20 protein-coding genes are annotated in these 25538 nt (G+C 67.6%); 13 read left to right on the top strand and 7 right to left on the bottom strand.

Translation table 11 applies throughout. The features are described 5' to 3' along the window. Nucleotides 1-405: 405 nt before the first annotated feature. The 5 genes from mdtD to ACZK1G_RS16880 form a co-directional block, all read right to left on the bottom strand. Nucleotides 406-1815: a multidrug transporter subunit MdtD gene (gene mdtD / locus ACZK1G_RS16900; protein WP_101766438.1), complete on the bottom strand. Its 1410-nt coding sequence runs from the start codon at nt 1813-1815 to the stop codon at nt 406-408. 92 nt (nt 1816-1907) lie between these two features. After that, on the bottom strand, nt 1908-2990 hold the full coding sequence (gene hemE, locus ACZK1G_RS16895) for a uroporphyrinogen decarboxylase (protein ID WP_049443006.1): 1083 nt from the start codon (nt 2988-2990) through the stop codon (nt 1908-1910). Nucleotides 2991-3015: 25 nt separating this feature from the next. Beyond that, nucleotides 3016-3255, bottom strand: a complete 240-nt coding sequence (locus ACZK1G_RS16890; RefSeq protein WP_014038141.1) for a WGR domain-containing protein — start codon at nt 3253-3255, stop codon at nt 3016-3018. A gap of 143 nt (nt 3256-3398) precedes the next feature. Beyond that, nucleotides 3399-4511 carry a 3-dehydroquinate synthase gene (gene aroB, locus ACZK1G_RS16885; RefSeq protein WP_101765930.1) on the bottom strand — a complete coding sequence of 371 codons (1113 nt, stop codon included), beginning with the start codon at nt 4509-4511 and terminating at the stop codon, nt 3399-3401. Continuing rightward, a complete protein-coding gene (locus tag ACZK1G_RS16880; RefSeq protein WP_014648049.1) occupies nt 4508-5050 on the bottom strand; it encodes a shikimate kinase in 543 nt (180 codons plus the stop codon). Before ACZK1G_RS16880 ends, aroB begins: the two co-directional genes overlap by 4 nt. Nucleotides 5051-5148: 98 nt before the next feature. Between ACZK1G_RS16880 and ACZK1G_RS16875 the strand changes: the two genes are divergently transcribed. Then, the gene (locus ACZK1G_RS16875; protein WP_005410663.1) at nt 5149-5352 is read left to right on the top strand and encodes a dodecin family protein; all 204 of its coding nucleotides are present in this window, start codon (nt 5149-5151) and stop codon (nt 5350-5352) included. A gap of 6 nt (nt 5353-5358) precedes the next feature. Here ACZK1G_RS16875 and ACZK1G_RS16870 read toward each other — a convergent pair whose 3' ends face one another. Beyond that, complete coding sequence (locus ACZK1G_RS16870; protein ID WP_101765929.1) at nt 5359-6186, bottom strand: kinase; 828 nt, start codon at nt 6184-6186, stop codon at nt 5359-5361. 40 nt (nt 6187-6226) lie between these two features. On the opposite strand from ACZK1G_RS16870, the gene pdxH reads away from it, so the two are divergent. The 3 genes from pdxH (at nt 6227) to ACZK1G_RS16855 (ending at nt 7874) form a co-directional block, all read left to right on the top strand. Further along, entirely contained in the window at nt 6227-6826 is a 600-nt protein-coding gene (gene pdxH, locus ACZK1G_RS16865; protein ID WP_049443009.1) for a pyridoxamine 5'-phosphate oxidase, read from the top strand. Further along, on the top strand, nt 6823-7290 hold the full coding sequence (aacA, locus tag ACZK1G_RS16860; protein WP_049443010.1) for an aminoglycoside 6'-N-acetyltransferase: 468 nt from the start codon (nt 6823-6825) through the stop codon (nt 7288-7290). The genes pdxH and aacA overlap by 4 nt, the downstream gene beginning before the upstream one ends. Nucleotides 7291-7412: 122 nt before the next feature. Continuing rightward, nucleotides 7413-7874: a DoxX family protein gene (locus ACZK1G_RS16855; RefSeq protein WP_049443011.1), complete on the top strand. Its 462-nt coding sequence runs from the start codon at nt 7413-7415 to the stop codon at nt 7872-7874. Nucleotides 7875-8010: 136 nt separating this feature from the next. Here ACZK1G_RS16855 and prpR read toward each other — a convergent pair whose 3' ends face one another. Continuing rightward, nucleotides 8011-9594, bottom strand: a complete 1584-nt coding sequence (gene prpR / locus ACZK1G_RS16850; RefSeq protein ID WP_049443012.1) for a propionate catabolism operon regulatory protein PrpR — start codon at nt 9592-9594, stop codon at nt 8011-8013. Between the two features lie 153 nt (nt 9595-9747). Here prpR and prpB point away from each other — a divergent pair, with 153 nt between their 5' ends. The 9 genes from prpB to pbpC all read left to right on the top strand — a co-directional run bounded on the left by prpB (nt 9748) and on the right by pbpC (nt 25466). After that, the gene (gene prpB / locus ACZK1G_RS16845; protein ID WP_049443047.1) at nt 9748-10641 is read left to right on the top strand and encodes a methylisocitrate lyase; all 894 of its coding nucleotides are present in this window, start codon (nt 9748-9750) and stop codon (nt 10639-10641) included. A 36-nt stretch (nt 10642-10677) separates the two neighbouring features. Continuing rightward, nucleotides 10678-11835: a bifunctional 2-methylcitrate synthase/citrate synthase gene (prpC, locus tag ACZK1G_RS16840; RefSeq protein ID WP_014038133.1), complete on the top strand. Its 1158-nt coding sequence runs from the start codon at nt 10678-10680 to the stop codon at nt 11833-11835. A gap of 97 nt (nt 11836-11932) precedes the next feature. Continuing rightward, nucleotides 11933-14551 carry a Fe/S-dependent 2-methylisocitrate dehydratase AcnD gene (gene acnD / locus ACZK1G_RS16835; protein WP_101765928.1) on the top strand — a complete coding sequence of 873 codons (2619 nt, stop codon included), beginning with the start codon at nt 11933-11935 and terminating at the stop codon, nt 14549-14551. Between the two features lie 101 nt (nt 14552-14652). After that, complete coding sequence (locus ACZK1G_RS16830) at nt 14653-14910, top strand: type II toxin-antitoxin system ParD family antitoxin (protein WP_006384133.1); 258 nt, start codon at nt 14653-14655, stop codon at nt 14908-14910. Further along, nucleotides 14897-15223: a type II toxin-antitoxin system RelE/ParE family toxin gene (locus ACZK1G_RS16825; RefSeq protein WP_049443014.1), complete on the top strand. Its 327-nt coding sequence runs from the start codon at nt 14897-14899 to the stop codon at nt 15221-15223. The genes ACZK1G_RS16830 and ACZK1G_RS16825 overlap by 14 nt, the downstream gene beginning before the upstream one ends. 23 nt (nt 15224-15246) lie before the next feature. Beyond that, nucleotides 15247-16425 carry a 2-methylaconitate cis-trans isomerase PrpF gene (prpF, locus tag ACZK1G_RS16820; RefSeq protein WP_049443015.1) on the top strand — a complete coding sequence of 393 codons (1179 nt, stop codon included), beginning with the start codon at nt 15247-15249 and terminating at the stop codon, nt 16423-16425. A gap of 71 nt (nt 16426-16496) precedes the next feature. Next, nucleotides 16497-17957, top strand: coding sequence for a bifunctional 2-methylcitrate dehydratase/aconitate hydratase (locus tag ACZK1G_RS16815; RefSeq protein WP_049443016.1), 1461 nt, complete (start codon nt 16497-16499; stop codon nt 17955-17957). A 155-nt stretch (nt 17958-18112) separates the two neighbouring features. Then, complete coding sequence (locus ACZK1G_RS16810; protein ID WP_101765927.1) at nt 18113-23020, top strand: alpha-2-macroglobulin family protein; 4908 nt, start codon at nt 18113-18115, stop codon at nt 23018-23020. Between the two features lie 64 nt (nt 23021-23084). After that, entirely contained in the window at nt 23085-25466 is a 2382-nt protein-coding gene (gene pbpC / locus ACZK1G_RS16805) for a penicillin-binding protein 1C (protein ID WP_049443019.1), read from the top strand. The last annotated feature ends 72 nt before the right edge of the window (nt 25467-25538 follow it).

Here is a 25538-nt window from a genome sequence, read left to right as displayed (position 1 = left end):
TGGCGGGGTGGATCCGGTTGCGGGAGACGCCGTAAACCCATCCATGGGGGCTTGGCCGCGGCATCCATGCCGCGGACACTCCCGCAACCGGACCCACCCCGCCTTCGACAGTTTTCCGCGATCTGTCGGATCTGACCCCAGATGTATTTCGATATCTGACAGATGTGTCGACCAAGGTCGACACCCACCAACAGCAGCGACCATCTGTCAGAGGTGGGGTGGTGTCGCAGTGCGGGGTGTCAGCCGCATGGATGCGGCTGCCAAGCCTACAGGGACGTACTTGCGGCGTCCCCGCGCTGCGACACCGCCTCGCCAACCCACGGAATGCTCGCTGTTGCTGTTGCTGTTGCTGTTGCTTCGGCTTCGGCCTCTGCGGGTGCAGGGCCGCAGGCCCTGCCGAACCCCTCACTCCGCGACGTGCTCGACCTGCCGTGGCTCCGGCTTGGTGTCGGGCAGCTGCCAGAAGATCATTGTCGAGGTCAGCGTGATCGCACCCACGCACAGGAACGTGGCATGCAACGCCGCAGTGGCGTCGGTGCTGTCCAGGTGGGTGCCGAACGCGGCCAGCAGGCTGCCGGCGGCTGCGGCGCCGAAACCGGCGGCCAGCATCATCACCATCGACAGCAGGCTGTTGCCGGAACTGGCGAATTCGCGATCGAGATCGCGCAGGGTCACGGTGTTCATCACGGTGAACTGCAGGGAATTGACCGCACCGAAGAACGCCAGCTGCATCAGGCGCCAGGCCAGGTGCTGGCCGGGTGTCATCAGGATGAAGCTGGCCATCGCCAGGCCGACCAGCACGGTGTTGACCATCAGCACGCGGCGGTAACCGTAGCGTTCGACCAGCTTCACCGCCAGCTGCTTGGAGACCATGCCGGCCGCCGCCACCGGCACCATCATCAGGCCGGCATGCATCGGGCCCAGGCCGAGGCCGACCTGCAGCAGCAGCGGGATCAGCATCGGCATGGCGCTGCTGCCGATGCGCGAGAACAGGTTGCCGAGAATACCGATGCGGTAGCTGGGCACGCGGAACAGTGCCAGCGAGAACAACGGCGCAGTCGAATTGGCGGCGTGCAGCCAGTAGCCCACCAGCGCGGCCAGGCCGGCCACGGTCATCAGCATCACCAGTGCGTGTGGCGTGCCGAGCCCGGAGATGCCGTCCAGTGCCAGCGACAGCACCACCATCGCGAAGGCCAGCATGATGTAGCCGCGCAGGTCGAAGCGGGTGCGATGGCTGGCGTAATGGTCGGGCATGATCTTCATCGCGGCGATGAAACCGATCACGCCGATCGGCAGGTTGATCAGGAACACCCAGTGCCATGAGGCGATCTCGACCAGCCAGCCGCCGAGTGTCGGGCCGATCAGCGGACCGACCAGCGCGGGGATGGCGATGAAGCTCATCGCGCGCAGGAAATCCTCGCGCGGCACCGAACGCATCACCGCCAGCCGACCGACCGGCAGCAGCATCGCACCGCCGATGCCCTGCAGCACGCGTGCACCGACCAGCTGGTGCAGGTGCTGGGCCAGCGCGCAGGCCAGCGAGCCGAGGGTGAACAGGATGATCGCCACCAGGAAGGTGCGCCGGGTGCCATAGCGGTCGGCGATCCAGCCCGAGGCGGGAATGAAGGTGGCGACCGCCAGCGCATAGCTGAACACCACCGATTGCATCTGCAGCGGGCTCTCGCCCAGGCTGGCCGCCATCGCCGGCAACGCCGTGTTGACGATGGTCGAGTCCAGCATCTGCATGAAAATCGCCAAGGACACCAGCCACAGCAGGGGGCGGTGGCGGTTGTAGGTCGATGACGATGTAGGCATGGCGTGCGGCCGGTGCAGCGTGGGGGCCGCCATGATCGCGCAATGCGGGTCACGGCGCGATCAAGGTCGCGCCGTACCTGCATGCGGAATGCTCAGCGTTGGCTGTGCGCGTGCACCGCGTCGACCAGCACCTGTACATGCGCAGGGTCCATGTCCGGCGACATGCCATGGCCGAGGTTGAACACATGGCCCTCGCGCGAACCGCCGTTGCCGGCCGCATAGGTGTCGAGCACGCGCGCGGCGGCCGCGGCGATCGCATCCGGTGAGGCGTACAGCGTGGTCGGGTCGAGGTTGCCCTGCAGGGCGACGCGGCCACCGGTGCGGCGCATCGCTTCGTCCAGGTCCAGCGTCCAGTCCAGGCCCAGTGCATCGGCGCCGGTCTGCGACAGCGCTTCCAGGTGCAGGCCGGTGCCCTTGCCGAACAGGATCAGCGGGGTGCGCTCGCTGCCCTCGCCACGGTCCAGGCCCTGCGCAATCCGCTGCAGGTAACGCAGCGAGAACTCGCGGTACATCGCCGGCGACAGCACGCCGCCCCAGGTGTCGAACACCTGCAGCGCCTGTGCGCCGGCCGCGCGCTGCGCGCCGAGGTAGGCGATCACCGCGTCGGTGGTGACTTCCAGCAGGCGGTGCAGGGCCTGCGGATGGTTCAGCGCCATCGCCTTGATGCGCGCGAAATCCTTGCTGCCGCCGCCTTCCACCATGTAGCAGGCCAGCGTCCACGGGCTGCCGGAGAAGCCGATCAGCGGCACCTGGCCGTCCAGCTCGCGGCGGATCAGGCGTACCGCATCCATCACGTAGCCCAGGTCCTGTTCCATGTCCGGCACCGCCAGCCTGGCGATGGCCGCTTCATCACGCACCGGATGGCGGAACTTCGGGCCTTCGCCTTCGACGAAGTACAGCTCCAGGCCCATCGCATCGGGAATGGTGAGGATGTCCGAGAACAGGATGGCCGCGTCCAGCGGGAACCGGCGCAGCGGCTGCAGGGTGACTTCGCAGGCGATCTCCGGGGTCTTGGCCATGGCCAGGAAACTGCCGGCCTTGGCCCGGGTCGCGCGGTATTCCGGCAGGTAGCGGCCGGCCTGGCGCATCAGCCAGACGGGGGTGCAGTCCACCGGTTCGCGGCGCAGGGCGCGCAGCAGGCGATCGTTGCGGAGAGGGCTGGTCACGATGGGCATTCCTTGGACGGGAGGAGCAGCGGCGTCAGTCGCCGTGCGAAAGGATCTGGAAGCCGCGATGCAGTTCAGCATCGCGGGCCTTCTCGAAGGCGTGGCGGGCTTCGTCGGCCTGCAGGAACAGCTCGCGCCGCAGCTGCGAGCGGCTGCCGACGCGGCCGCTCTCGCGCAGCAGCTCCCAGCCGCCGAACAGGTCCGGCAGCAGGCTCAGGCGCAGGAAGCGCGGTGCCTGCGCACCGGCGTCGGGATGTTGCAGGTAGACGTGCATGGCGCCGATTGTAGCGGGGCACGGGTGACCCCTGCCGCAACGTGGTGGTGCCGGCCGCTGGCCAGCAACGTCATCAACGGGGAAGCCGGCCAGCGGCCGGCACTACCAGGCTGCGCGGCAGGATTGCCGGCCAGCGGCCGGCACTACCGGGCCGACAGCACCTTCAGCACCGCCGCTTCATCCACGTCCGGCACCACTTCAGCGCGGCCCATGCCACGCCACAGCACCAGGCGCAGGCGGCCGGCCACGTTCTTCTTGTCCAGGCGCATGCGGCCGAGCAGGGCCTGCGGGTCCAGCCCGGCCGGGATCGCCACCGGCAGGCCGAGGCGTTCCAGCAGGGCCTGCAGGCGTGCGCGGTCGGCATCGTCGGCCAGGCCCAGGTCGGTGGACAGCTTCGCCGCCAGCACCATGCCCACCGCCACCGCTTCGCCATGGTTCAGCGCATCGCGGCCTGGGGCCGAATAGCCCTGTTCGGTCTCGATGGCGTGGCCGAAGGTGTGGCCGAGGTTGAGCAGGGCACGCTCGCCCTTCTCGAACGGGTCGCGCTCGACGATGGCGGCCTTGTGCCGGCAGCTGCGCGCGATGGCCTCGGCCAGCACCGCATCCTCGCCGGCCAGCAGCGCATCGGCATGCTGCTGCAGCCACTCGAAGAACACCGCGTCACCCAATGCACCGTACTTCACCACTTCGGCCAGGCCGGCGCGCAGCTCGCGAGGCGGCAGGGTGGCCAGCACGCGGGTATCGGCGATGACCGCACGCGGCGGATGGAAGGCGCCGACCAGGTTCTTGCCGGCCGGGATGTCGACGGCGGTCTTGCCGCCCACCGACGAATCGACCATCGCCAGCAGGGTGGTCGGCAGCTGCACGCAGTCCACGCCGCGCATCCAGCAGGCGGCAGCGAAACCGGCAAGGTCACCGACCACGCCGCCGCCGAGGGCGAACACGCAGGCGTCGCGGGTGGCACCGAGCGCGGCCAGCGCTTCGATCGCGCGGCCGAACTCGGCCAGGGTCTTGGAGGCCTCGCCGGCGGCCAGCACGTGCTCGCCGATGATCAGGTCCGCGCGTGCGGCCAGCAGCGTCTGTTTGACCGATGCCAGATAGCGCGGGGCGACTTCGCTGTCGCTGAGCAGCAGCACATGACGGCCGCGCACGTGCGAGGCCAGCGCGTTGCCGTCGGCCTGGGCGCCGGCGCCGATGGTGATGGAGTAGGGGCGGTCGCCGCCAACGGCGACCTGCAGCAGGGCGGGGGAGGTCATGCGGTCAGGTCCTGGCGCTGCCATTGCGTGGCCAGCTTGACCACCAGCTGGGCGGTCGCATCGGCAGCGGTATACGGGTCGGTGTCGAGGGTGAGGTCGGCCAGTTCGCGGTACAGCGGGTCGCGGTGTGCGGCCAGATCGTGCAGCACCTGCTCGCGGTCCGGACGCTGCAGCAGCGGCCGGCCCTTGTCGCGGGCCAGGCGCTCGAGCTGTTCGGCCACGCTCACCCGCAGATAGACCACGAAGCCGCGCCGGGCGATCAGTGCGCGGTTGTCCGGATCCAGTACGGCGCCACCACCGGTGGAGACCAGCTGGCCGCGGCCTTCCAGCACCCGCGCAAGCGCCTGGCGTTCATGGCTGCGGAAGCCGGCTTCGCCGGAGTGCTCGAAGATGGTCGGAATGCTGGCGCCGGCGGCATCGACGATGGCCTGGTCGACATCGACGAAATCCAGCGTGAAACGCTCGGCCAGGCGGCGGCCGATGCAGGTTTTGCCGGCGCCCATCGGGCCGATCAGGATCAGGTTCGGAGCAGGATTCATGCCCTCTGATGCTAACACCTCCGTGCCCCGGCCTTTACGTTCTTCACGTCAGGGTAGGCGTTCCTGCGGGGTCTCCCGCGCCAGCCGGAGTACAGGCCATGACGGTCGCCAAGGTCATCGAAATCACCGCCTCCTCGCCGAAGAGCGTGGAAGACGCCGTGCGCAGCGGGCTGAAGAAGGTCTCCGAGACGGTCAAGGGCATCCAGGGCGCCTGGGTGAACGAGACCAAGGTGGTCACCAACGGCAGCGGCGAGATCACCGAATGGCGGGTCAACCTGCGGGTGACCTTCCTGGTGGAGTAGTCGCGCTCAGCGCACGTCCTGCACCTGGCGCTGGCCGTCCAGCACCACCACATGGTCGGCGAGGGTGGGCAGGGCGTGCAGCGCCTGCCGGCTGACCCGCTCGTAGTACTGCACGAAACGCTCCAGCTGTGGCCGGCTCATGCCGTGCCGGCCCGGCTGCGCGGCCTGCAGGTTCTGCTCCTGCTGCCAGCGCCAGCGTGGCACCACCGAGAAATCCGGTGGCTGCAGGAACCACAGGCGGTTGCAGCGCTGCCACAGTGCCGGGTAGTCGCGGGCCAGCGCCTGGTTGCACCAGCGACGCCAGCGGCCATCGGTGTCGGCCTCGCGCTCCAGCGCGTTCAGCGGGCTGTCCAGCGCGTCGTCATCCTGCGCAGGCGTGCCCAGGAACCAGCCTTCGAATACCAGCAGGTCCAGCGGTTGTTGCAGCTGCGGCCATTGCGCTTCGGGCAGGCGTTCATCGGCCAGCTTGTCGAAGCGCGGCATCGCGAAAGGCTGGCGTGCGGCCACCGCGTCCAGCACGGCGTGGGCCAGCGGGAGGTCATGGGTGCCCGGCGGGCCGCGGGTGATCAACAGCGGGTGCACCTGGCGCGCCAGTCGCTGGCGCTGTGCGCGGGTCAGGTAGACGTCATCGATCGACAGCGTGGCCGCGTTCAGGCCGCGTGCCTGGGCGCGCGCCACCACCTGCGCAGCCAGCGTCGATTTGCCGCTCCCCTGCAGGCCGCTGATCGCCAATACTGGAACCGCTGCACCGCTGGCCAGTGCATCGTCCAGCGCCTGTTCGGCCAATGTTTCGGGGAATCCTTTCACCTGGGGCATATACGCAGCAGCGGCCATGCAGCCACAATAGCCCAATCCGTGTGAGAAGAACGCAATCATGAGCGACCTGTACGCCGAAGCCCTGTCCACGTTTGCCGGCCTGTTCGAAGAGGCCAAACAGAGCCGCGAGGTCGAGCCGAACGCGATGACCGTGGCCACCGCCGATGCGCAGGGCCGTCCCTCGGCGCGTACCGTGCTGCTGAAGGCCTTCGACGAGCGCGGCTTTGTCTTCTACACCCACCTGGACAGCCACAAGGGCCAGGAACTGCAGGCCAATCCGCAGGCCGCACTGCTGTTCCTGTGGCGCAGCCTGCGCGAGGCTGGCATCCAGGTGCGCATCGAAGGCCGTGTCGAGCAGGTGGCAGACACAGAGGCCGATGCCTATTTCGCCAGCCGCCCGCGCATGAGCCAGATCGGTGCGTGGGCCTCGCAACAGTCGAAGACGCTGGCAAGCCGCGAGGAATTCGACGCGCGCGTGGCCGAAATCGAAGCCCGTTTCGAGGGCAAGGACGTACCGCGCCCGGCCGGCTGGAGCGGCCTGCGGGTGGTGCCTGACCGTATCGAGTTCTGGTACGGCGCGCAGTTCCGCCTGCATGAACGCTGGTGCTATGAAGCCGGTGCCGAAGGGCGCTGGAGCAAGCGCCTGCTGTACCCGTGATCGACAGTGTGCCCACGATCCGCCAGGCCACGCCGGCCGATGTGGCCGCGTGGGCGCAGTTGCGTCTCGGCCTGTGGCCCGATGCCGATGATCCGCTGGAGGAACTGGCGGAGTCGCTGGCCGATGCCGAAGGCGCGGTATTCCTTGCCTGTCTGGCCGGTGGCGAAGCGGTGGGGTTCGCCGAAGTGCGCCTGCGCCACGACTACGTGAATGGCACCGAGTCTTCGCCGGTCGGCTTCCTGGAAGGCTGGTACGTGCAGCCGCAGTGGCAGGGCCACGCCGTGGGCCGCGCTCTGCTGGCGGCAGTGCAGGCGTGGACGCGCACGGCCGGCTGCAGCGAGCTGGCGTCTGACAGTCGCGTGGAAGACGTACAGGCGCATGCCGCGCATCGTGCGTGTGGTTTCGAGGAAACCGAGCGCGTGGTGTATTTCCGCATGGTGTTGGACGCCGAGCTGCCCCGGTAGCCGCCAACCTTGGTTGGCGACGCTACAGGAGCAGATTGTCGCGAACCGACGGGTTCGCTTCATCTGCGAGCAGGCCAGCGACCGGCACACTCGGCTGGATGCCCTCGACTTCCGGAGTCGCCATGCCCTCTTGGCGTTGCCTGTTTGCCGTGCCGCCGCCACGCCGCGGCATGGAAGCCTTCCTACTGCTGCTTGCCCGCATCGTCGCCGGCGTGATGTTCTGCGTATCCGGCTGGAACAAGGTGTTTACCGACGCAGGGCGCGAGCGCATGGTGCATACGCTGGTTGATGCGGGCATCCCGTTCCCGATATTCAGTGCGCCGGTGCTCGGTGCGATCGAATGGATCGCCGGCGGCCTGCTGGTGCTGGGTCTGTTGAGCCGCCCCTCGGCGCTGCTGCTGGCGGGCATCTGTGCGGTGGCCGCAATGACTGATGGCATCGCGCGCATTCCGGCGGGATTGAGCGTGCCCGATTGGCTGAGCTGGTTCTTCTACCTGAGCGAAGTGCCGCTGGGCGTGCTGCTGCTATGGGTTGCGGCGGTAGGGAGCGGTCGGTTCGCCATCGAGGCGCGTTGGGCACGGTGAGCGTTCCTCGTCCGCACGCAGCCGGAGCGCGTCTGTAGCATTTGGTATGTTCCGGTAGATCCACGCCATGCGTGGATGAGATGCTTGACGGAAGAGCGTTGCGAACCAAGGTTCGCACCCACCAGGCAACGAGTGGTTATAACCCCTCCGCGCGCAGCCAGCGCCACAGCGTAGTGCGTGAGACGCCCAGCGCCTGCGCCATCCCCTCGCGATCATTGCGATGTTTCTGCAGTAGCGTCTCCAGCTGCGCACGCGGCGGGCGCTTGCCGTTGCTTTCCACCGGCAATGCTGCAGCGCCCTCATTCACCAGTTCGGGGGCCAACTGCAGCAGTCGTGCAGCATCAATCAGGCCTTCTCCTGGCTGCCAGTGGATGCGCAGGCGATCCACCAGATTACGCAGCTCACGCACGTTGCCGGGCCACTCGGCGGCGGTCAGCACCGCCAGCGTATCCTCATCCAATGGCGCGTCGATGCCACGCAGCTGGCGGAAGAAATGCTGCGCCAGCAGCGGGATGTCGCCGCGTCGGGCGCGCAGCGGCGGCAGCACGATGCGCAGTGCTGCCAGCCGATAGTAGAGGTCGCGGCGGAAGCTGCCGACGGCCGCGCGCTGCTCCAGCGACTGCAGGGTGGCGGCGACCACACGCAGGTCCACCGGCGTCGGTTCGGTGGCACCCACGCGCAGCACTTCACGTTCCTCCAGCACGCGCAGCAGGCGGGTCTGCAGCGGCAGCGGCAGTTCGCCGATTTCGTCCAGGAACAGGGTGCCGCCGTCTGCGGCTTCAACCAGGCCAACGCGGCCGCCACGGCGTGCGCCGGTGAAGGCGCCATCGCTGTAGCCGAACAGCTCCGCTTCCAGCAGTGATTCGCTGATCGCGCCGCAGTTCAGCGCCACGAAGCGTCCGCGACGACCGCTGGCGGCGTGCAGCTGGCGCGCCACCAGTTCCTTGCCAGTGCCGGTTTCGCCGCTGACCAGCACGGTGCTGTCATGTGGGGCGTAGAGCGCGATCTGCGCGCGCACCTGCGCCATCGCGTCGCTGTCGCCGAGCAGTTCATGCGCATCGGCACGCGCTGCCGGGCGCCGGCGCGGGGCAGGGCGGTTGCTGCCGGAACGTGCCAGGGTCTGGGTCAGTTCCAGCGCATGTTCGAACGCCTGCCGCACCGAGTCGGCCGAATACAGCAGCACCCCGGGCAGGCCGGCCTGCTCGGCATGGTCGATGGCCATGCCGGTGCCGACGATCACTTCGATGCCGTTGGCGCGCAGGTCGGCGATGCAGTCGCGAGCGTCCTCGCGGGTGACGAAGCGGCGATGCTCGATATCCAGGCCGAAACTCTGCTGGAAGTTGCTGAACACCGGTACGTCGCTGGCGTGGGTGACCAGGCCGATGCGGCTGGCGATGCGGCGGGCGCGGGCCAGCGCCTCCATCAGGTCGAAGCCGTTGGCCTGGATCGGCACCAGCGGCAGCTCCAGCCGGCCGCGCAGCCAGGCGGCGTTGGAGCCACCCGCGATCACCACATCGCAGTGCTCGCGACGCAGGCGCTGGCCGATCACCTCCACCGCTTCCTCGAAGCCGAGGTTGATCTGCTCGATGCGCGCGCGGCGGTCGAACTCGGGAATGACGTCGCCGAGCAGGCCGGTCAGCCGCGAGACGCTGACCGTCCAGATCACCGGGCGGCCGGGGTCGGCATCTGCATGGCGCAGGGGTGAGCGGGGCAGATACATGGCGGCGGGTCCGGGTGGGGTGTTTCATGATACATCTGTTTCAATGTTTCATTTGTTTCACTGCTGCATGCCGGTCATCCCCGTGAAATCAACTGCTTGCAGCTTGGCATGGTGCTTGCGCCTACCCATCCGTTCTTCAACCTGGATTGCCGCATGACTGCTTCCGCCCCTTTCTCCGCCGGTGCCCGCTTCCGTGAGGCGCTGGTTGCCGAATCGCCGCTGCAGGTGATCGGCGCGATCAACGCCAACCACGCCCTGCTGGCCAAGCGCGCCGGCTTCCGCGCCATCTACCTGTCCGGCGGCGGCGTTGCCGCGGGCTCGCTGGGCCTGCCGGACCTGGGCATCAACACCCTGGAAGACGTGCTGGTTGATGTGCGCCGCATCACCGATGTCTGCGACCTGCCGCTGATGGTCGACATCGATACCGGCTTCGGCCCGAGCGCGTTCAATATCGCGCGCACCGTGAAGTCGCTGATCAAGGCCGGCGCAGCCGCCTGCCACATCGAGGACCAGGTCGGCGCCAAGCGCTGCGGCCACCGTCCGGGCAAGGAGATCGTCTCGCAGGGGGAAATGGTCGACCGCGTGAAGGCCGCCGCCGATGCCAAGACCGATCCGGGCTTCTTCCTGATCGCACGCACCGACGCCATCCAGGTGGACGGCGTGGACAAGGCCATCGAGCGCGCCATCGCCTGTGTCGAGGCCGGTGCCGATGGCATCTTCGCCGAGGCTGCCTACGACCTGGATACCTACCGCCGCTTCGTCGACGCGGTGAAGGTGCCGGTGCTGGCAAACATCACCGAATTCGGCGCCACCCCGCTGTTCAGCCGCGATGAACTGGCCTCGGCCGGCGTTGCCATCCAGCTGTTCCCGCTGTCGGCGTTCCGTGCCGCCAACAAGGCCGCCGAGAACGTCTACCAGGCGGTGCGCCGTGATGGCCACCAGCGCAATGTGGTCGAGACCATGCAGACCCGCGAAGAACTCTACGACCGCATCGGCTACCACGCGTTCGAGCAGCAGCTCGATGCACTGTTCGCCGCCAAGAAATAAGCAGTACCCTGCACCATCAAGTTTTCGGAGGGAAACATGAACGATACGACCGCAACCCCGACCTTCAAGCCGAAGAAGTCCGTCGCCCTGTCCGGCACCGCTGCCGGCAACACCGCGCTGTGCAGCGTGGGCCGCAGTGGCAACGATCTGCACTACCGTGGCTATGACATCCTGGACCTGGCCAACACCAGCGAGTTCGAGGAAATCGCCTACCTGCTGGTGCACGGCAAGCTGCCGACCCGCGCCGAGCTGGTTTCCTACAAGGCCAAGCTGAAGTCGCTGCGTGGCATCCCGGCCGCGGTGAAGGCGGCGCTGGAAGAACTGCCGCCGTCGGCGCACCCGATGGACGTGATGCGCACCGGCGTGTCCGTGCTCGGCTGCGTGGCGCCTGAGAAGGACGACCACAACCATCCGGGCGCGCGCGACATCGCCGACAAGCTGATGGCCTGCCTCGGTTCGATGCTGCTGTACTGGTACCACTGGAGCCACAACGGCCGCGCCATCGACGTGGAAACCGACGACGACTCGATCGGTGGCCACTTCCTGCACCTGCTGCACGGCGAGAAGCCGCAGGAGTCGTGGGTGAAGGCGATGCACACCTCGCTGATCCTGTACGCCGAACACGAGTTCAACGCCTCGACCTTCACCTGCCGTGTCATCGCCGGTACCGGCAGCGACATGTACAGCGCGATCTGCGGTGGCATCGGCGCGCTGCGCGGCCCGAAGCATGGCGGCGCCAACGAAGTGGCGTTCGAAGTGCAGAAGCGCTACGACAACCCGGATGAGGCCGAGGAAGACATCAAGGCGCGCGTTGAGCGCAAGGAAGTGGTGATCGGTTTCGGCCACCCGGTCTACACCGTCTCCGATCCGCGCAACAAGGTGATCAAGGATGTGGCCCGCGAGCTGTCCGAAGAGCAGTCGAGCATGAAGATGTACGACATCGCCGAGCGCCTGGAATCGGTGATGTGGGACATCAAGAAGATGTTCCCGAACCTGGACTGGTTCAGCGCCGTCAGCTACCACATGATGGGCGTGCCGACCGCGATGTTCACTCCCCTGTTCGTGATCGCCCGCACCGCCGGCTGGAGCGCGCACATCGTCGAGCAGCGCATCGACGGCAAGATCATCCGCCCGAGCGCCAACTACATCGGTCCGGAAGACCGCGACTTCGTCGCCATCGACAAGCGCGTCTGATCCACCTGCTGTACCCATCCGGCCGGCCGCGTGCCGGCCGGATGCTTTCGCCGCCGCACCGCCGGCACCCGGCCCGCCCCAAGCACTCCGCCAGCCCATGAATACCGATTACCGCAAGAACCTCCCCGGCAGCGCGCTGGACTATTTCGATGCGCGTGCCGCCGTCGATGCGATCCAGCCCGGCGCCTATGCCACCCTGCCGTACACCTCGCGCGTGCTGGCCGAGAACCTGGTGCGCCGCTGCGATCCGGCCACGCTCGGCGATTCGCTGAAGCAGCTGATCGAGCGCCGCCGCGACCTCGATTTCCCGTGGTTCCCTGCACGCGTTGTGTGCCACGACATCCTCGGCCAGACCGCGCTGGTCGATCTGGCCGGCCTGCGTGATGCGATCGCCGACAAGGGCGGTGACCCGGCCAAGGTGAATCCGGTGGTGCCGGTGCAGCTGATCGTCGATCACTCGCTGGCAGTGGAGTGCGGTGGTTTCGATCCGCAGGCGTTCGAGAAGAACCGCGCCATCGAAGATCGCCGCAACGAAGACCGATTCCACTTCATCGACTGGACCAAGCTGGCGTTCGAGAACGTGGACGTGATTCCGCCGGGCAACGGCATCATGCACCAGATCAACCTGGAGAAGATGTCGCCGGTGGTCTACGTGCAGGACGGCGTGGCCTTCCCGGATACCTGCGTGGGTACCGACAGCCATACCCCGCACGTGGATGCGCTGGGCGTGATCGCGATTGGTGTTGGCGGACTGGAAGCCGAGAACGTGATGCTGGGCCGTGCCTCGTGGATGCGCCTGCCGGATATCATCGGCGTCGAGCTGACCGGCAGGCCGCAGCCGGGCATCACCGCCACCGACGTGGTGCTGGCACTGACCGAGTTCCTGCGCAAGGAACGCGTGGTGGGTGCGTATCTTGAATTCTTCGGCGAGGGTGCTGCGGCACTGACCATCGGTGACCGCGCCACCATTTCCAACATGTGCCCCGAATACGGCGCCACCGCCGCGATGTTCTACATCGACGGGCAGACCATCGATTACCTGCGCCTGACCGGCCGCGAGGAATCGCAGGTGGCGCTGGTGGAGAACTACGCCCGTACCACCGGCCTGTGGGCTGACGATCTGGCCACCGCGCAGTACGAGCGCGTGCTGCGCTTCGACCTGTCCAGCGTGGTGCGCAACATGGCCGGCCCGTCCAACCCGCACAAGCGCGTGGCGACCGCCGAGCTGGCCGAGCGCGGCATCGCCGACGAAGCCAAGCTGGAAGCGGGCAAGGCCGAGCAGGCGCAGGGGCTGATGCCCGATGGCGCGGTGATCATTGCCGCCATCACCAGCTGCACCAATACGTCCAATCCGCGCAACGTGATCGCCGCCGCACTGCTGGCGCGCAAGGCCAACGAGCGTGGCCTGCTGCGCAAGCCGTGGGTGAAGTCGTCGCTGGCGCCGGGCTCGAAGGCGGTGCAGCTGTACCTGGAAGAGGCGGGCCTGCTGCCGGACCTGGAAAAGCTCGGCTTCGGCATCGTCGCCTTCGCCTGCACCACCTGCAACGGCATGAGTGGCGCGCTGGATCCGGCGATCCAGCAGGAGATCATCGACCGTGACCTGTATTCCACCGCCGTGTTGTCGGGCAACCGCAACTTCGATGGCCGCATCCACCCGTATGCGAAGCAGGCCTTCCTGGCCTCGCCGCCGCTGGTGATCGCCTACGCCATCGCCGGCACCGTGCGCTTCGATATCGAGAAGGACGTGCTGGGCGTGGACGCCGACGGCAACGAGGTGCGCCTGAAGGACATCTGGCCGAGCGACGCCGAGATCGACGCGGTGGTGAAGGCCTCGGTGAAGCCGGAGCAGTTCCGCCGCGTCTACAACCCGATGTTCAACGTGCGCGTGGAGCACGGTGCGGCGGTCAGCCCGCTGTACGACTGGCGCCCGCAGAGCACCTACATCCGCCGTCCGCCTTACTGGGAGGGCGCACTGGCCGGTGAGCGCACGCTGTCTGGCATGCGCGCGCTGGCGGTGCTGCCGGACAACATCACCACCGACCACCTGTCGCCGTCCAACGCCATCCTGGCGTCCAGTGCCGCCGGCGAGTACCTGGCGAAGATGGGCCTGCCGGAAGAGGACTTCAATTCCTACGCCACCCACCGCGGCGACCACCTGACCGCGCAGCGTGCCACCTTCGCCAACCCGAAGCTGTTCAACGAGATGGTGCGCAACGACGACGGCAGCGTGAAGCAGGGTTCGCTGGCGCGCGTGGAGCCGGAAGGCAAGGTGATGCGCATGTGGGAAGCGATCGAGACCTACATGGATCGCAAGCAGCCACTGATCATCATTGCCGGTGCCGACTATGGCCAGGGCAGCTCGCGTGACTGGGCCGCCAAGGGCGTGCGCCTGGCTGGCGTGGAGGCGATCGTGGCCGAAGGCTTCGAGCGCATCCACCGCACCAACCTGATCGGCATGGGCGTGCTGCCGCTGGAGTTCAAGCCGGGCACCACCCGCCTGACCCTGGGCATTGACGGCACCGAGACCTTCGATGTGATCGGCGAGCGCACCCCGCGCGCCGACCTGACCCTGGTCATTCACCGCCGCGACGGCCAGGACGTGATCGTGCCGGTCACCTGCCGGCTGGACAGCGACGAGGAAGTGGCGATCTACGAAGCCGGTGGCGTGCTGCAGCGCTTCGCCCAGGACTTCCTGGAAGGCGCCAAGGTGGCGTGATGCCGTGCTGAATGCCTGCCCCCCGGCCGCCGGGGGCGGGCTTGTCCGATACCAGGACGGGGCGCACACTGACTTGGCAAAAACTGCCAAAGGAGAGTTTCATGGCCACCATGAACATTTCGCTGACCGATCCGCTCAAGCAGTTCGTGGACGAGGAAGTGCGCGAAGGCGGCTACTCCAGTACGTCGGATTATGTGCGTGATCTGATCCGCCAGCGTCAGCGCAGCAAGGCCGAAGAACTGCTCAAGCAGCTGATTGCCGAGGGGCTGGCGTCGGGGCCTGCCGTTCCGGTGACAGCGGCTACATTCGAGCGGATGCGTCGCGAACTGACCGAAAGGATGGAGCGTGAAGGCGATTGAATGGAGGCCCCGGGCCGAAGCCGACGCAGCCGATGCCGCGCTGTGGTTCGCACGGCAGGGTGGCCTGGTACTGGGTCGGCGCTTTCTCGCCGAGTTGGAGGCCACGCTTCAACGCATCGCGGTGTTTCCAGGCTCGGGTTCCACCCGGCACGCCGATCTTGCAGCACAGCTGCCGGTGCCGTTGCGCTTCATGCTGGTTCCGGGCTTCGAACGCTACCTCGTCTATTACCTCGATCTACCGGACCGCGTGGACATCATGCGTGTGTGGTGCGTTGACCGTGGCCTTGTCGCACTGATGCAAGACATTTCCTGAAATTCAAACGCGTGGATTCGACGATGACCTTCCTCCCGCAACTCCGTATTCCCGCCACCTACATGCGCGGCGGCACCAGCAAGGGCGTGTTCTTCCGCCTGCAGGACCTGCCCGAGGCCGCGCAGGTGCCCGGCGCCGCGCGCGATGCGCTGCTGATGCGCGTGATCGGTTCGCCCGATCCGTATGGCAAGCAGACCGACGGCATGGGCGGCGCCACCTCCAGCACCAGCAAGTGCGTGATCATTTCCACCGCCTCGGTGCCTGACCACGACGTGGACTACCTGTACGGCCAGGTCTCGATCGACACCGCCTTCGTCGACTGGAGCGGCAACTGCGGCAACCTCAGTACTGCAGTGGGTCCGTTCGCGATCGCCAATGGGCTGATCGATCCGGCCCGCGTACCGCGCGATGGCCTGTGCACCGTGCGCATCTGGCAGGCCAACATCGGAAAGACCATCATCGCCCACGTGCCGATGCGCGATGGCGAAGTGCAGGAGATCGGCGATTTCGAGCTGGACGGCGTGACCTTCCCGGCCGCCGAGATCCAGCTGGAATTCATCGATCCGTCCGATGACGGCGATGCGGGCGCGATGTTCCCGACCGGCAACCTGGTCGACACCCTCGATGTTCCCGGCGTGGGCAGTTTCGAGGTGACGATGATCACCGCGGGCATCCCGACCATCTTCCTCAACGCCGCCGACCTGGGCTACACCGGCACCGAGCTGCAGCCGGCGATCAACGAAGACAAGGCTGCGCTGCAGAAGTTCGAGACCATCCGCGCCTACGGCGCCTTGCGCATGGGGTTGATCAAGAGCCTGGAAGACGCGGCGACCCGCCAGCACACGCCGAAGGTGGCCTTCGTGGCGCCGGCACAGGACTACGTTTCGTCCAGCGGCAAGGCCATTCCGGCGTCGGCGATCGACCTGCATGCGCGTGCGCTGTCGATGGGCAAGCTGCACCACGCGATGATGGGAACTGCCGCCGTGGCGATCGGCACCGCAGCAGCGATTCCGGGCACCCTGGTCAACCGTGCCGCCGGTGGTGGCGAACGCGAATCGGTGACCTTCGGTCATCCCTCCGGCACGCTGCGCGTGGGCGCGCAGGCCGGACGCGTTGACGGCCAGTGGACGGTGACCAAGGCCATCATGAGCCGCAGCGCCCGCGTGCTGATGGAAGGCAAGGTGCGGGTACCGGCCGAGTAGTGCTCTGGTAGATGCCAACCTTGGTTGGCCTGGTGCACGGGCAACCGTGCACCGCAATGAGGAGATCGACGATGTCCAGCAACCCCATTCCATCCAACGAGCGTGCAGCGTGGGATGCGCTGCTGGTGGACATCGTCGACTACGTGCGCGACGCGCGCATCGATTCACCCCTGGCGTTCCAGACCGCACATCACTGCCTGCTCGATACGCTGGGCTGTGGCCTGGAAGCGCTGTCCTTCCCAGCCTGCAGCAAGCTGCTCGGTCCTCTGGTGCCGGGTATCAGCGTGGTCAACGGTGCGCGCGTGCCGGGTACGCACTACGTGCTGGACCCGGTGCAGGCGGCCTTCAACCTGGGCGCGATGGTGCGCTGGCTGGATTTCAACGACACCTGGCTGGCCGCCGAATGGGGCCACCCGTCGGACAACCTAGGCGGCATCCTGTCTGTCTGCGATTGGCTGGGGCGCAACGCACAGGCCCTGCATCGCCCCGCGCCGACCCTGCATGACGTGCTGCTGGCGATGATCAAGGCGCACGAAATCCAGGGCGTGCTGGCCCTGCAGAATTCCTTCAACCGGGTTGGGCTGGACCACGTGGTGCTGGTCAAGGTGGCCACCACCGCAGTGGTCGCGCAGTTGCTCGGTCTGGATCGCGAACGCATGCTCAATGCGCTGTCGCTGGCCTGGGTCGATGGCCAGGCGCTGCGCACCTACCGGCACGCGCCCAACACCGGTTCGCGCAAGAGCTGGGCGGCTGGCGACGCCACCAGCCGTGGCGTGCGCCTGGCGCTGATGGCGGCCAGCGGCGAGATGGGCTATCCCAGCGTGCTGAGCGCGCCGACCTGGGGCTTCGAGGCGGTGTCCATGCATGGCCAGAGGCTGACGCTGGGGCGACCGCTGGGCAGCTACGTGATGGAGAACGTGCTGTTCAAGATCAGCTACCCGGCCGAGTTCCACGGCCAGACCGCGGTGGAGGCAGCGATCGCGCTGCACCAGCAGCTGCGTGCGACGGGGCGGCGGGTCGAGGACATCGCGCACATCGCGATCCGCACCCAGGAAGCCTGCATCCGCATCATCGACAAGCAGGGGCCGCTGCACAACCCGGCCGACCGCGACCACTGCGTGCAGTACATGGTCGCCATCGCGCTGCTGCATGGGCGGCTGGTGGCCGAGGACTATGAGGACGACGTGGCGGCGGATCCACGCATCGACGCCCTGCGCGCGAAGATGGCCTGCCATGAGGATCCACGGCTCAGCGCCGACTACCTGGACCCGGACAAGCGCAGCATCGCCAACGGCCTGAGCGTGCGCTTCGCTGATGGCACCGAACTGCCGGAGGTACTGGTGGAGTACCCACTCGGCCACGCCCGACGCCGCGAGGAAGGCATTCCGCTGCTGATGGACAAGTTCCGCCGGCACCTGGCCCACCGCTTCCCGACCGCCCAGCAGCAGCGCATCCTGGCCGCATCGCTGGACCCGGTGGCGCTGGCCGCGATGCCGGTGACCGACTACGTGGACCTGTACCTGCCGGGGTAGGGGCGCTCTGGCAGATGCCAACCTTGGTTGGCAGGAGGGCGCCAACCAAGGTTGGCGGCTACCAGGTCCCGGGCGGGACCGGGTTTCCGACCGCCGGGTGTCAACGCCTTGACGCGGCCTGCCTATAATGGCCGCCTCGATCAAGGAGTGACGACATGAGCGGTCCGGCACGGCGGAAGCGGTGGGGATGGGCGGCGGCGATACTGGCAGGAGGCCTGTTGCTGGGCCTGGCCGGCTGCCGCAACGACAGCGGGCAGCTGCCCAAGGCCAGTGGTGAAGCCATCACCACCAAGGCCGAGCAGGTGAAGGAGTTCACCCTGCTGCGCGCCTACCCGGACCAGAAGAATGACGGCCTGTCGCTGGCGCTGGAGTTCTCGCGCCCGCTGGTCGGCACCCAGGATTTCGACACACTGGTGCGCTTCGAGGAGAAGGTCGGCACCGACGACAGCAGCTGGACGCTGTCCGATGACGGCCTGACCCTGCGTTACCCGTTCGTAGAGGCCGGCAAGGAGTTCAGCCTGGTGGTCTCGCCGGACCTGCTGGCCGCCGATGGCAGCCGCCTGGGCAAGGAACTGAAGCAGAAGGTGTTCAGTGGCGAACTGAAGCCGGTGGTGGGTTTCGCGTCGCAGGGCAGCGTGCTGCCGGCCAAGGACAGCCGCGGCCTGCCCGTGGTCTCGGTGAACGTGCCGGAAGTCGACGTCGAATTCCTGCGCGTGCGCGAGAAGGACCTGCCGACCTTCTTCAGCCAGTACCAGCGCGGCGGCCGCCGTGGCAGCTGGGAACTGAGCAGCGACTACGAACGCAGCCCGATCAACAAGCTGGCCGAGCCGGTCTACGTCAACCGCTTCATCCTTGGCGGCAAGAAGAACGAGCGGGTGCTGACCTACCTGCCGACCCAGGACATCAAGGAACTGCAGGAGCCGGGCCTGTACTTCGCCCTGCTCAAGCGCACCGGTGACTACGAAGGCGAGTTCGATACCGCGTTCTTCTCGGTCAGCGACATCGGCCTGCATACCCGCGCCTACAAGGACAAGCTGTTCGTGCACACCGCCGGCCTCAAGGACGGTGCGCCGCTGAAGGGCATCGACCTGCGCGTGCTCGACGCCAAGGGCGAGGTGGTACTGAAGGGCAGCACCGACGGCAATGGCAACGCACTGCTGAACTACACCCTGGACGCCACCCACGTGCTGGTCGCCAGCAGTGGCAAGGACACCAGCTTCCTGCCGTTTAACCAGCCGGCGCTGGACCTGAGCGAATTCGCCGTGGCCGGCCGTGACAATGCCTGGTTCGACGTCTATGCCTGGTCCGGGCGCGACCTGTACCGGCCGGGCGAGACCGTGCGCCTGTCCGCGCTGCTGCGCGACAACGACGGCAAGCCGGTCAAGGCCCAGCCGGTGTTCCTGCGCCTGAAGCAGCCCGATGGCAAGACCTTCCGCGAGACCCGGCTGCAGCCGGGTGACCAGGGCTACATCAATTTCGAGCAGGTCATCCCCGCCGAGGCGCCGACCGGGCGTTGGCAGGTCGAGTTCCGCACCGACCCGGCCAGCAAGGAAGCGATCCAGGGCATGACCCTGCGCATCGAGGAGTTCCTGCCCGAGCGCATGAAGCTGGACCTGGACAGCGCGCAGAAGACGCTGAAGCCGGGTGAGGACCTGCGCCTGCAGGCCAATGGCGCCTATCTGTATGGCGCGCCGGCCGATGGCAACCGCTTCACCGCGCGCATGGCGGTGGCCGCCGAGCAGAAGCCGGTGGACGGTCTGCCGGGCTATTTCTTCGGTGACCCGACCCTGCAGCTGCCGCGCGAGGCCAAGGACGTGATCGATACCACGCTGCCGGGCAATGGCCAGCTGCGTGAGGACGTGGCGTTGCCGGAAGAGGCGGCCAAGGCTAAGGCACCGATCGCCGTGGTGCTGTCCGGCAGCCTGTATGAAACCGGTGGCCGCACGGTCACCCGTACCCTGAAGCGGGTGATGTGGCCGGCCAACGCGCTGGTCGGCGTGCGGCCGCTGTTCAACCCCGACGATGGCGCTGATTCCAACGGCAACGCACGCTTCGAACTGATGCGCGTGGATGCCGCCGGCACACCGCAGCCAGCCAAGGGCCTGAAGATCACCCTGGTGCGCGAACTGCGCGACTACCACTGGACCTTCAACGACAACCGCTGGGACTACGACTTCACCCGCCGTTTCGAGAACAAGGAAACCCGCACCGTCGATGCCGGCAGCAGCGCGGTCGCCTTCGACTTCCCGGTGGAGTGGGGTGAGTACCGGGTGGACGTGTTCGATCCGTCCACCGGCCTGACCAGCCGCTATCCGTTCCGCGCCGGCTGGAGCTGGGGCGACGACAACCGCGGCCTGGACGCGCGCCCGGACAAGGTCAAGCTGGGCCTGGACAAGACCGGCTACAAGGCCGGTGATACCCTGGAGGTGACGGTGACCCCGCCGCACGCCGGCAAGGGCATCCTGATGGTCGAGACCGACCGCATGCTGTACGTGCAGGACATCGAGGCCAAGCCGGGTTCGACCTTCAAGATTCCGGTCACCGCCGACTGGGAGCGCCACGACGTCTACATCACCGCGCTGGTGTTCCGTGGCGGCAGTGCACCGAGCAAGATCACCCCGGCCCGCGCCGTGGGCGTGGTGCATGTGCCGATGGACCGCAAGGGCCGCACCGTGGCCGTCGGCCTGGTCGCGCCCAAGCAGATGCGGCCGGAACAGGACCTGCCGGTGACGGTCAGTGCGCCGCAGCTGGCCGGCAAGACCGCGCACGTGACCGTCTCGGCGGTGGACGTGGGCATCCTCAACATCACCCGTTTCCCGGTGCCCGACGCCGGTGCGCACTTCTTCGCCCAGCGTCGCCTCGGCATCGATGCCTATGACATCTACAGCCGGGTGATCGAGAGCTTCGATGGTGGCAGCGGCAAGCTGAAGTTCGGTGGTGACATGGCGCTGCAGGCATTGCCGCAGGCCAAGCGCCCGACGGCACGCGTGCAGACCGTGGACCTGTTCTCCGGCCCGGTGCAGCTCGATGCCAAGGGCAATGCCCGCATCCGCCTGAAGGTACCGGACTTCAACGGCACCCTGCGCGTGTCGGCGCTGGTCTACAGCGATGACCAGTATGGCAAGCGTGATGTGGAAACCATCGTGCGCGCGCCGATCCTGGCCGAAGCCAGCATGCCACGCGTGCTGGCCCCGGGCGACCGCAGCACCGTGACCCTGGACGTGCAGAACTTCACCGGCAAGCCGGGCCAGTTCAACGTGAAGGTGGAAAGCGAAGGCCCGTTGAACCTGGGCGAGGGCAGCCGCAGCGTGCAGTTGAATGCCGATGCCAAGACCACGCTGAGCTTCCCATTGTCGGCACGCGAAGGCCACAGCGTGGCCAAGGTGCGGGTGCGCGTGGATGGCAACGGCTTCAAGGCTGATCGCCGCTACGACCTGCCGGTGCGTGCGGCGTGGCCGCAGGTATTGCGTTCGCAGGTGCGTACGCTGGATCCGCTGGCCGCGGTCAGCCTCGACAACAGCCTGACCGATGGCCTGATGTCCGAGTCGGTGAATGCCCGCCTGCTGGTCAGCCCGCTGCCGCCGATTCCGTTCGCCAGTGCGCTGCAGGGCGCGCTGAACTACCCGTACGGCTGTGCCGAGCAGACCACCAGCAAGGGCTACGCCGCGCTGATCCTGGACCAGGCGACGTCGTCGATGCTCGGTGCCGACGGCCTGGATGCCAAGACCCGTCGCGAGCGCATGGAAGGCGCGTTCGGTCGCCTGGCGTCGATGCAGGTGGCCAACGGCAACTTCTCGATGTGGGGTGACGACGGCTACGTGAACCCGTGGCTGACCCCGTACATCACCGAGTTCCTGCTCGATGCCAAGGACGCCGGTTTCGCGGTGCCGGACAACGTGCTGCAGAAGGCACTGAACCGGCTCAGCGAGGACCTGCTGTCCGGTGGCAACCAGTTCTACGGCCAGGACGACCGCGAGAAGCTGAAGTTCGCCAACCAGGCGTATTCGGGCTACGTGCTGGCCCGGGTCAACCGTGCGCCGCTGGGTACCCTGCGCACGCTGTACGACAACGAGCGCAGCAAGGCGGTCGGTGGCCTGTCGCTGGTCCATCTGGGCGTGGCGCTCTCGCTGCAGGGCGATGCCAAGCGTGGCCAGGCCGCGCTGGCCGCGGCCTTCGCCAAGTCCAGCAGCGAACGCCCGTCCTATTTCGGCGACTACGGCAGCGCCATCCGTGATGACGCGCTGATGATCGCGCTGACCCACGAAAACAAGCTGGCCAAGCCGGCCTGGGATGCGCGTGCGGTGGATCTCGGCCGTGGCCTGGATGCGCGCCGCAATGCCGGCTGGATGTGGCTGAGCACGCAGGAACAGGTGGCGATTGCCCGCCTCGGCAAGGCGCTCGCCGCCAACCAGAAGGCGCTGGTGGCCGGTGAGCTGGTGATTGGAGGCAACACCGAAGCCATCGGCGAGCGCAAGCTGTTCGGCCGCACCTTCAGCGCCAGCGAACTGGCCAGCGGCGTACGCTTCACCCCGCAGGGCCAGCCGCCGATGTTCGCCAGCATCGACGTGGCCGGTATTCCGCGCAGCGCACCGGCACCGGACAACAGCGTGCTGGGCGTTGAGCGCAGCTACTACGGCACCGATGGCAAGCCGTGGTCGCCGCGCCCGCTGAAGGAAGGCGAAGCGCTGATCGTGCGCGTCACCGTCACCGGCGACACTACGATGCCGGACGCACTGCTGACCGACCTGCTGCCGGCCGGCCTGGAGATCGAGAACTTCAACCTGGGCGACGCCAAGCAGTGGGCCGACGTGGTGGTCGATGGCATCACCATCAGCGACCGCGGCGAAGCTGCCGATACCAAGCATGAGGAGTTCCGCGACGATCGCTATGTGGCCGCGCTGAAGCTCTCGCGTGGCAGCAAGGCCAACGTGTTCTACCTGGTGCGTGCGGTGACGCCGGGAACCTACTCGGTGCCGCCGCCGCTGGTGGAGGACATGTACCGGCCGCAGCTGCGTGGCGTCGGCCGCAGCAACCCGACCACGATCACGGTGGTGCAGCCGTGACCGCGCGGACGGGCCGCGACGGCGCGGCCCGTCCCGCTGGCAAGCTCCAATCCGGCACGCTGCAATGAAGAACACGATGACGACCCGGCTGGCGGCCCTGCGCCGCTGGCTGCGGCCGCTGTGGCCGTGGCTGCGCTGGGGCACGGCCGCCACGCTGGCGCTGCTGCTGGTGCTGGATGTCGTCTTCCCGCCGCCGCTGCCGAAGCAGCGCGATACCAGCACCCTGGTGGTGGCTGCCGACGGCACGCCATTGCGCGCGTTTGCCGATGCCGAGGGCGTGTGGCGCTATCCGGCATCGATCGACAGCGTCTCGCCGCTGTATCTGCAGGCGCTGCTGACCTACGAGGACCGCTGGTTCTGGCGCCATCCGGGCATCAACCCGCTGGCGATCCTGCGTGCCAGCGGCCAGCTGCTGCGCGGTGGCCGCATTGTTTCCGGTGGCTCGACCCTGACCATGCAGGTCGCCCGCATCCTCGACCCGCACACGCGCACGCCGTGGGGCAAGCTCAAGCAGATGCTGCGCGCGGTGCAGCTGGAAGTGCACCTGAGCAAGCGGCAGATCCTGGCCCTGTACCTGGAGCGCGCGCCTTACGGGGGAACCATCGAGGGCGTGGAAGCGGCCAGCTGGGCCTATCTGGGCAAGCCGGCGGCGCAGCTGTCGCATGCCGAAGCCGCGTTGCTGGCGGTGCTGCCACAGGCGCCGAGCCGGCTGCGCCCGGACCGCCATCCGGAAGCCGCGCAGAAGGCACGCGACAAGGTGCTGTCACGCATGGCCGAACTGGGCGCGTGGACACCGGAAGAGGTGGAGGACGCGCGCATCGAGAACGTGGTGGCGCGCTCGTTGCGGCCTCCACTGCATGCCGCACTGCTGGCGCAACGACTTCACTCGGCGTACCCCGGCCAGGCACGCATCCAGAGCAGCATCGACATCGGCCTGCAACGCACGCTGGAAGAACGCGTGGCCAGCTATTTCTCGACGCTGCCCGAGCGCACCTCGGCCGCCTTGCTGGTGGTCGACAACCAGACCCTGCAGGCGCGTGCCTATGTCGGCACCTTGGCGTTCGGTGACCGCCAGCGGCTGGGCCACGTGGACATGGTGCAGGCCTGGCGTTCGCCGGGCTCCACGCTCAAGCCGTTCCTGTATGCAATGGCGCTGGATGATGGCCTGATCCATTCGGAAAGCCTGCTGGTCGATGCGCCGCAGAGTTTCGGCAGCTACCGCCCCGGCAACTTCGACATGGCCTTCAATGGGCCGATTGGTGCTTCCAGCGCATTGCGGCTGTCGCTCAATGTGCCCTCGGTGGACCTGCTGCAGCGGGTCGGGGCCGCGCGCTTCGCCGCGCGCCTGTCGCACGCCGGCATCCAGCTGCGCTTCCCACCGGGCAGCACGCCCAACCTGTCGCTGATCCTGGGTGGCACCGGTGCGCGGCTGGAAGATCTGGTCGGTGCGTTCGCCGCGCTCAACCGCAACGGCATCGCCGGCCGCGTGCGCTACACCGATGACGAGCCGATGATCGAGCGGCGCCTGGCCTCGCCGGGCGCCAGCTGGATCGTGCGCGAGATGCTGGAATCGAACCCGCGTCCGGGCTACAGCGTCGGCACCTTCGATGTCGGTGGCCGCCCGCGCGTGGCGTGGAAGACCGGCACCAGCTATGGCTATCGCGATGCGTGGGCGATCGGCAGTACCCGCCACTACACCGTGGGCGTGTGGGTGGGTCGGCCGGACGGCACGCCGTTGCCGGGCCAGTATGGCGCGGTCACCGCACTGCCGCTGATGTTCGAGGTGGTGGACAGCCTGCCGCGCCAGCGCGGCGATTCGGCGGCCGCACCGATGCCGGCCAGTGTCAGCCAGGAAGACATCTGCTGGCCCACCGGCGAACGCGCCGAGGGCCTGCCGGCGGCGCTGTGCCAACGTCGGATGTCGGCCTATCTGCTGGACGGTGCGGCGCCGCCGACCTTCCCCGAGCGCGAGGCGCGGCGCTGGCAGCCGGGGCGGCAGCGTTACCTGGCCGACGCGCGGACCGGACTGCGTGTATCCGCGGATTGCCGTTTGCCGCATGAGGAAGTCGCGCGGGAGATCGCGCGCTGGCCGGCGTTGTTGTCCCCATGGCTACCCAAGGCCACGCGCGAGGCCTCGCAGCTGCCGGCGCTGTCGCCGGACTGCCGCGACGACGGGCGGGAGGCCAGCGTCGCGCTGCACGTGGACGGACTCAATGATGGCGCCACGCTGGCGCGCGCGCCGAATTCGGAACATGGCGTACGCCTGCAGCTGCGCGCGCTGGGCAGCGAGCAGGCAGTGGACTGGTTGCTGGATGGACGCTGGATCGCGCAGACCCACGGCGCGCAGCTGATGCAGCGCGAATTCGCCGAACCGGGCGCACACACCCTGACCGCGCTGGCGGCCGACGGCGCGTGGACGCAGGTGCGGTTCAACGTCCTCCGCTAGATGCCAACCTTGGTCGGCGCGCGGCCCAACGCCAACGACACCGCCGTGCTCTGATAGGTGCCAACCTTGGTT

This window comes from Stenotrophomonas sp. 109824_Sma, assembly GCF_056480025.1.
This window is presented reverse-complemented; position numbering and strand designations above follow the sequence as displayed.

What these genes read in the sequence shown, in the direction of transcription:
- mdtD (WP_101766438.1), bottom strand. Translation starts at nt 1,815, where the DNA reads ATGCCTACATCGTCATCGACCTACAACCGCCACCGCCCCCTGCTGTGG.
- hemE (WP_049443006.1), bottom strand. Translation starts at nt 2,990, where the DNA reads ATGCCCATCGTGACCAGCCCTCTCCGCAACGATCGCCTGCTGCGCGCC.
- ACZK1G_RS16890 (WP_014038141.1), bottom strand. Translation starts at nt 3,255, where the DNA reads ATGCACGTCTACCTGCAACATCCCGACGCCGGTGCGCAGGCACCGCGC.
- aroB (WP_101765930.1), bottom strand. Translation starts at nt 4,511, where the DNA reads ATGACCTCCCCCGCCCTGCTGCAGGTCGCCGTTGGCGGCGACCGCCCC.
- ACZK1G_RS16880 (WP_014648049.1), bottom strand. Translation starts at nt 5,050, where the DNA reads ATGAATCCTGCTCCGAACCTGATCCTGATCGGCCCGATGGGCGCCGGC.
- ACZK1G_RS16875 (WP_005410663.1), top strand. Translation starts at nt 5,149, where the DNA reads ATGACGGTCGCCAAGGTCATCGAAATCACCGCCTCCTCGCCGAAGAGC.
- ACZK1G_RS16870 (WP_101765929.1), bottom strand. Translation starts at nt 6,186, where the DNA reads ATGGCCGCTGCTGCGTATATGCCCCAGGTGAAAGGATTCCCCGAAACA.
- pdxH (WP_049443009.1), top strand. Translation starts at nt 6,227, where the DNA reads ATGAGCGACCTGTACGCCGAAGCCCTGTCCACGTTTGCCGGCCTGTTC.
- ACZK1G_RS16855 (WP_049443011.1), top strand. Translation starts at nt 7,413, where the DNA reads ATGCCCTCTTGGCGTTGCCTGTTTGCCGTGCCGCCGCCACGCCGCGGC.
- prpR (WP_049443012.1), bottom strand. Translation starts at nt 9,594, where the DNA reads ATGTATCTGCCCCGCTCACCCCTGCGCCATGCAGATGCCGACCCCGGC.
- prpB (WP_049443047.1), top strand. Translation starts at nt 9,748, where the DNA reads ATGACTGCTTCCGCCCCTTTCTCCGCCGGTGCCCGCTTCCGTGAGGCG.
- prpC (WP_014038133.1), top strand. Translation starts at nt 10,678, where the DNA reads ATGAACGATACGACCGCAACCCCGACCTTCAAGCCGAAGAAGTCCGTC.
- acnD (WP_101765928.1), top strand. Translation starts at nt 11,933, where the DNA reads ATGAATACCGATTACCGCAAGAACCTCCCCGGCAGCGCGCTGGACTAT.
- ACZK1G_RS16830 (WP_006384133.1), top strand. Translation starts at nt 14,653, where the DNA reads ATGGCCACCATGAACATTTCGCTGACCGATCCGCTCAAGCAGTTCGTG.
- prpF (WP_049443015.1), top strand. Translation starts at nt 15,247, where the DNA reads ATGACCTTCCTCCCGCAACTCCGTATTCCCGCCACCTACATGCGCGGC.
- ACZK1G_RS16815 (WP_049443016.1), top strand. Translation starts at nt 16,497, where the DNA reads ATGTCCAGCAACCCCATTCCATCCAACGAGCGTGCAGCGTGGGATGCG.
- ACZK1G_RS16810 (WP_101765927.1), top strand. Translation starts at nt 18,113, where the DNA reads ATGAGCGGTCCGGCACGGCGGAAGCGGTGGGGATGGGCGGCGGCGATA.
- pbpC (WP_049443019.1), top strand. Translation starts at nt 23,085, where the DNA reads ATGAAGAACACGATGACGACCCGGCTGGCGGCCCTGCGCCGCTGGCTG.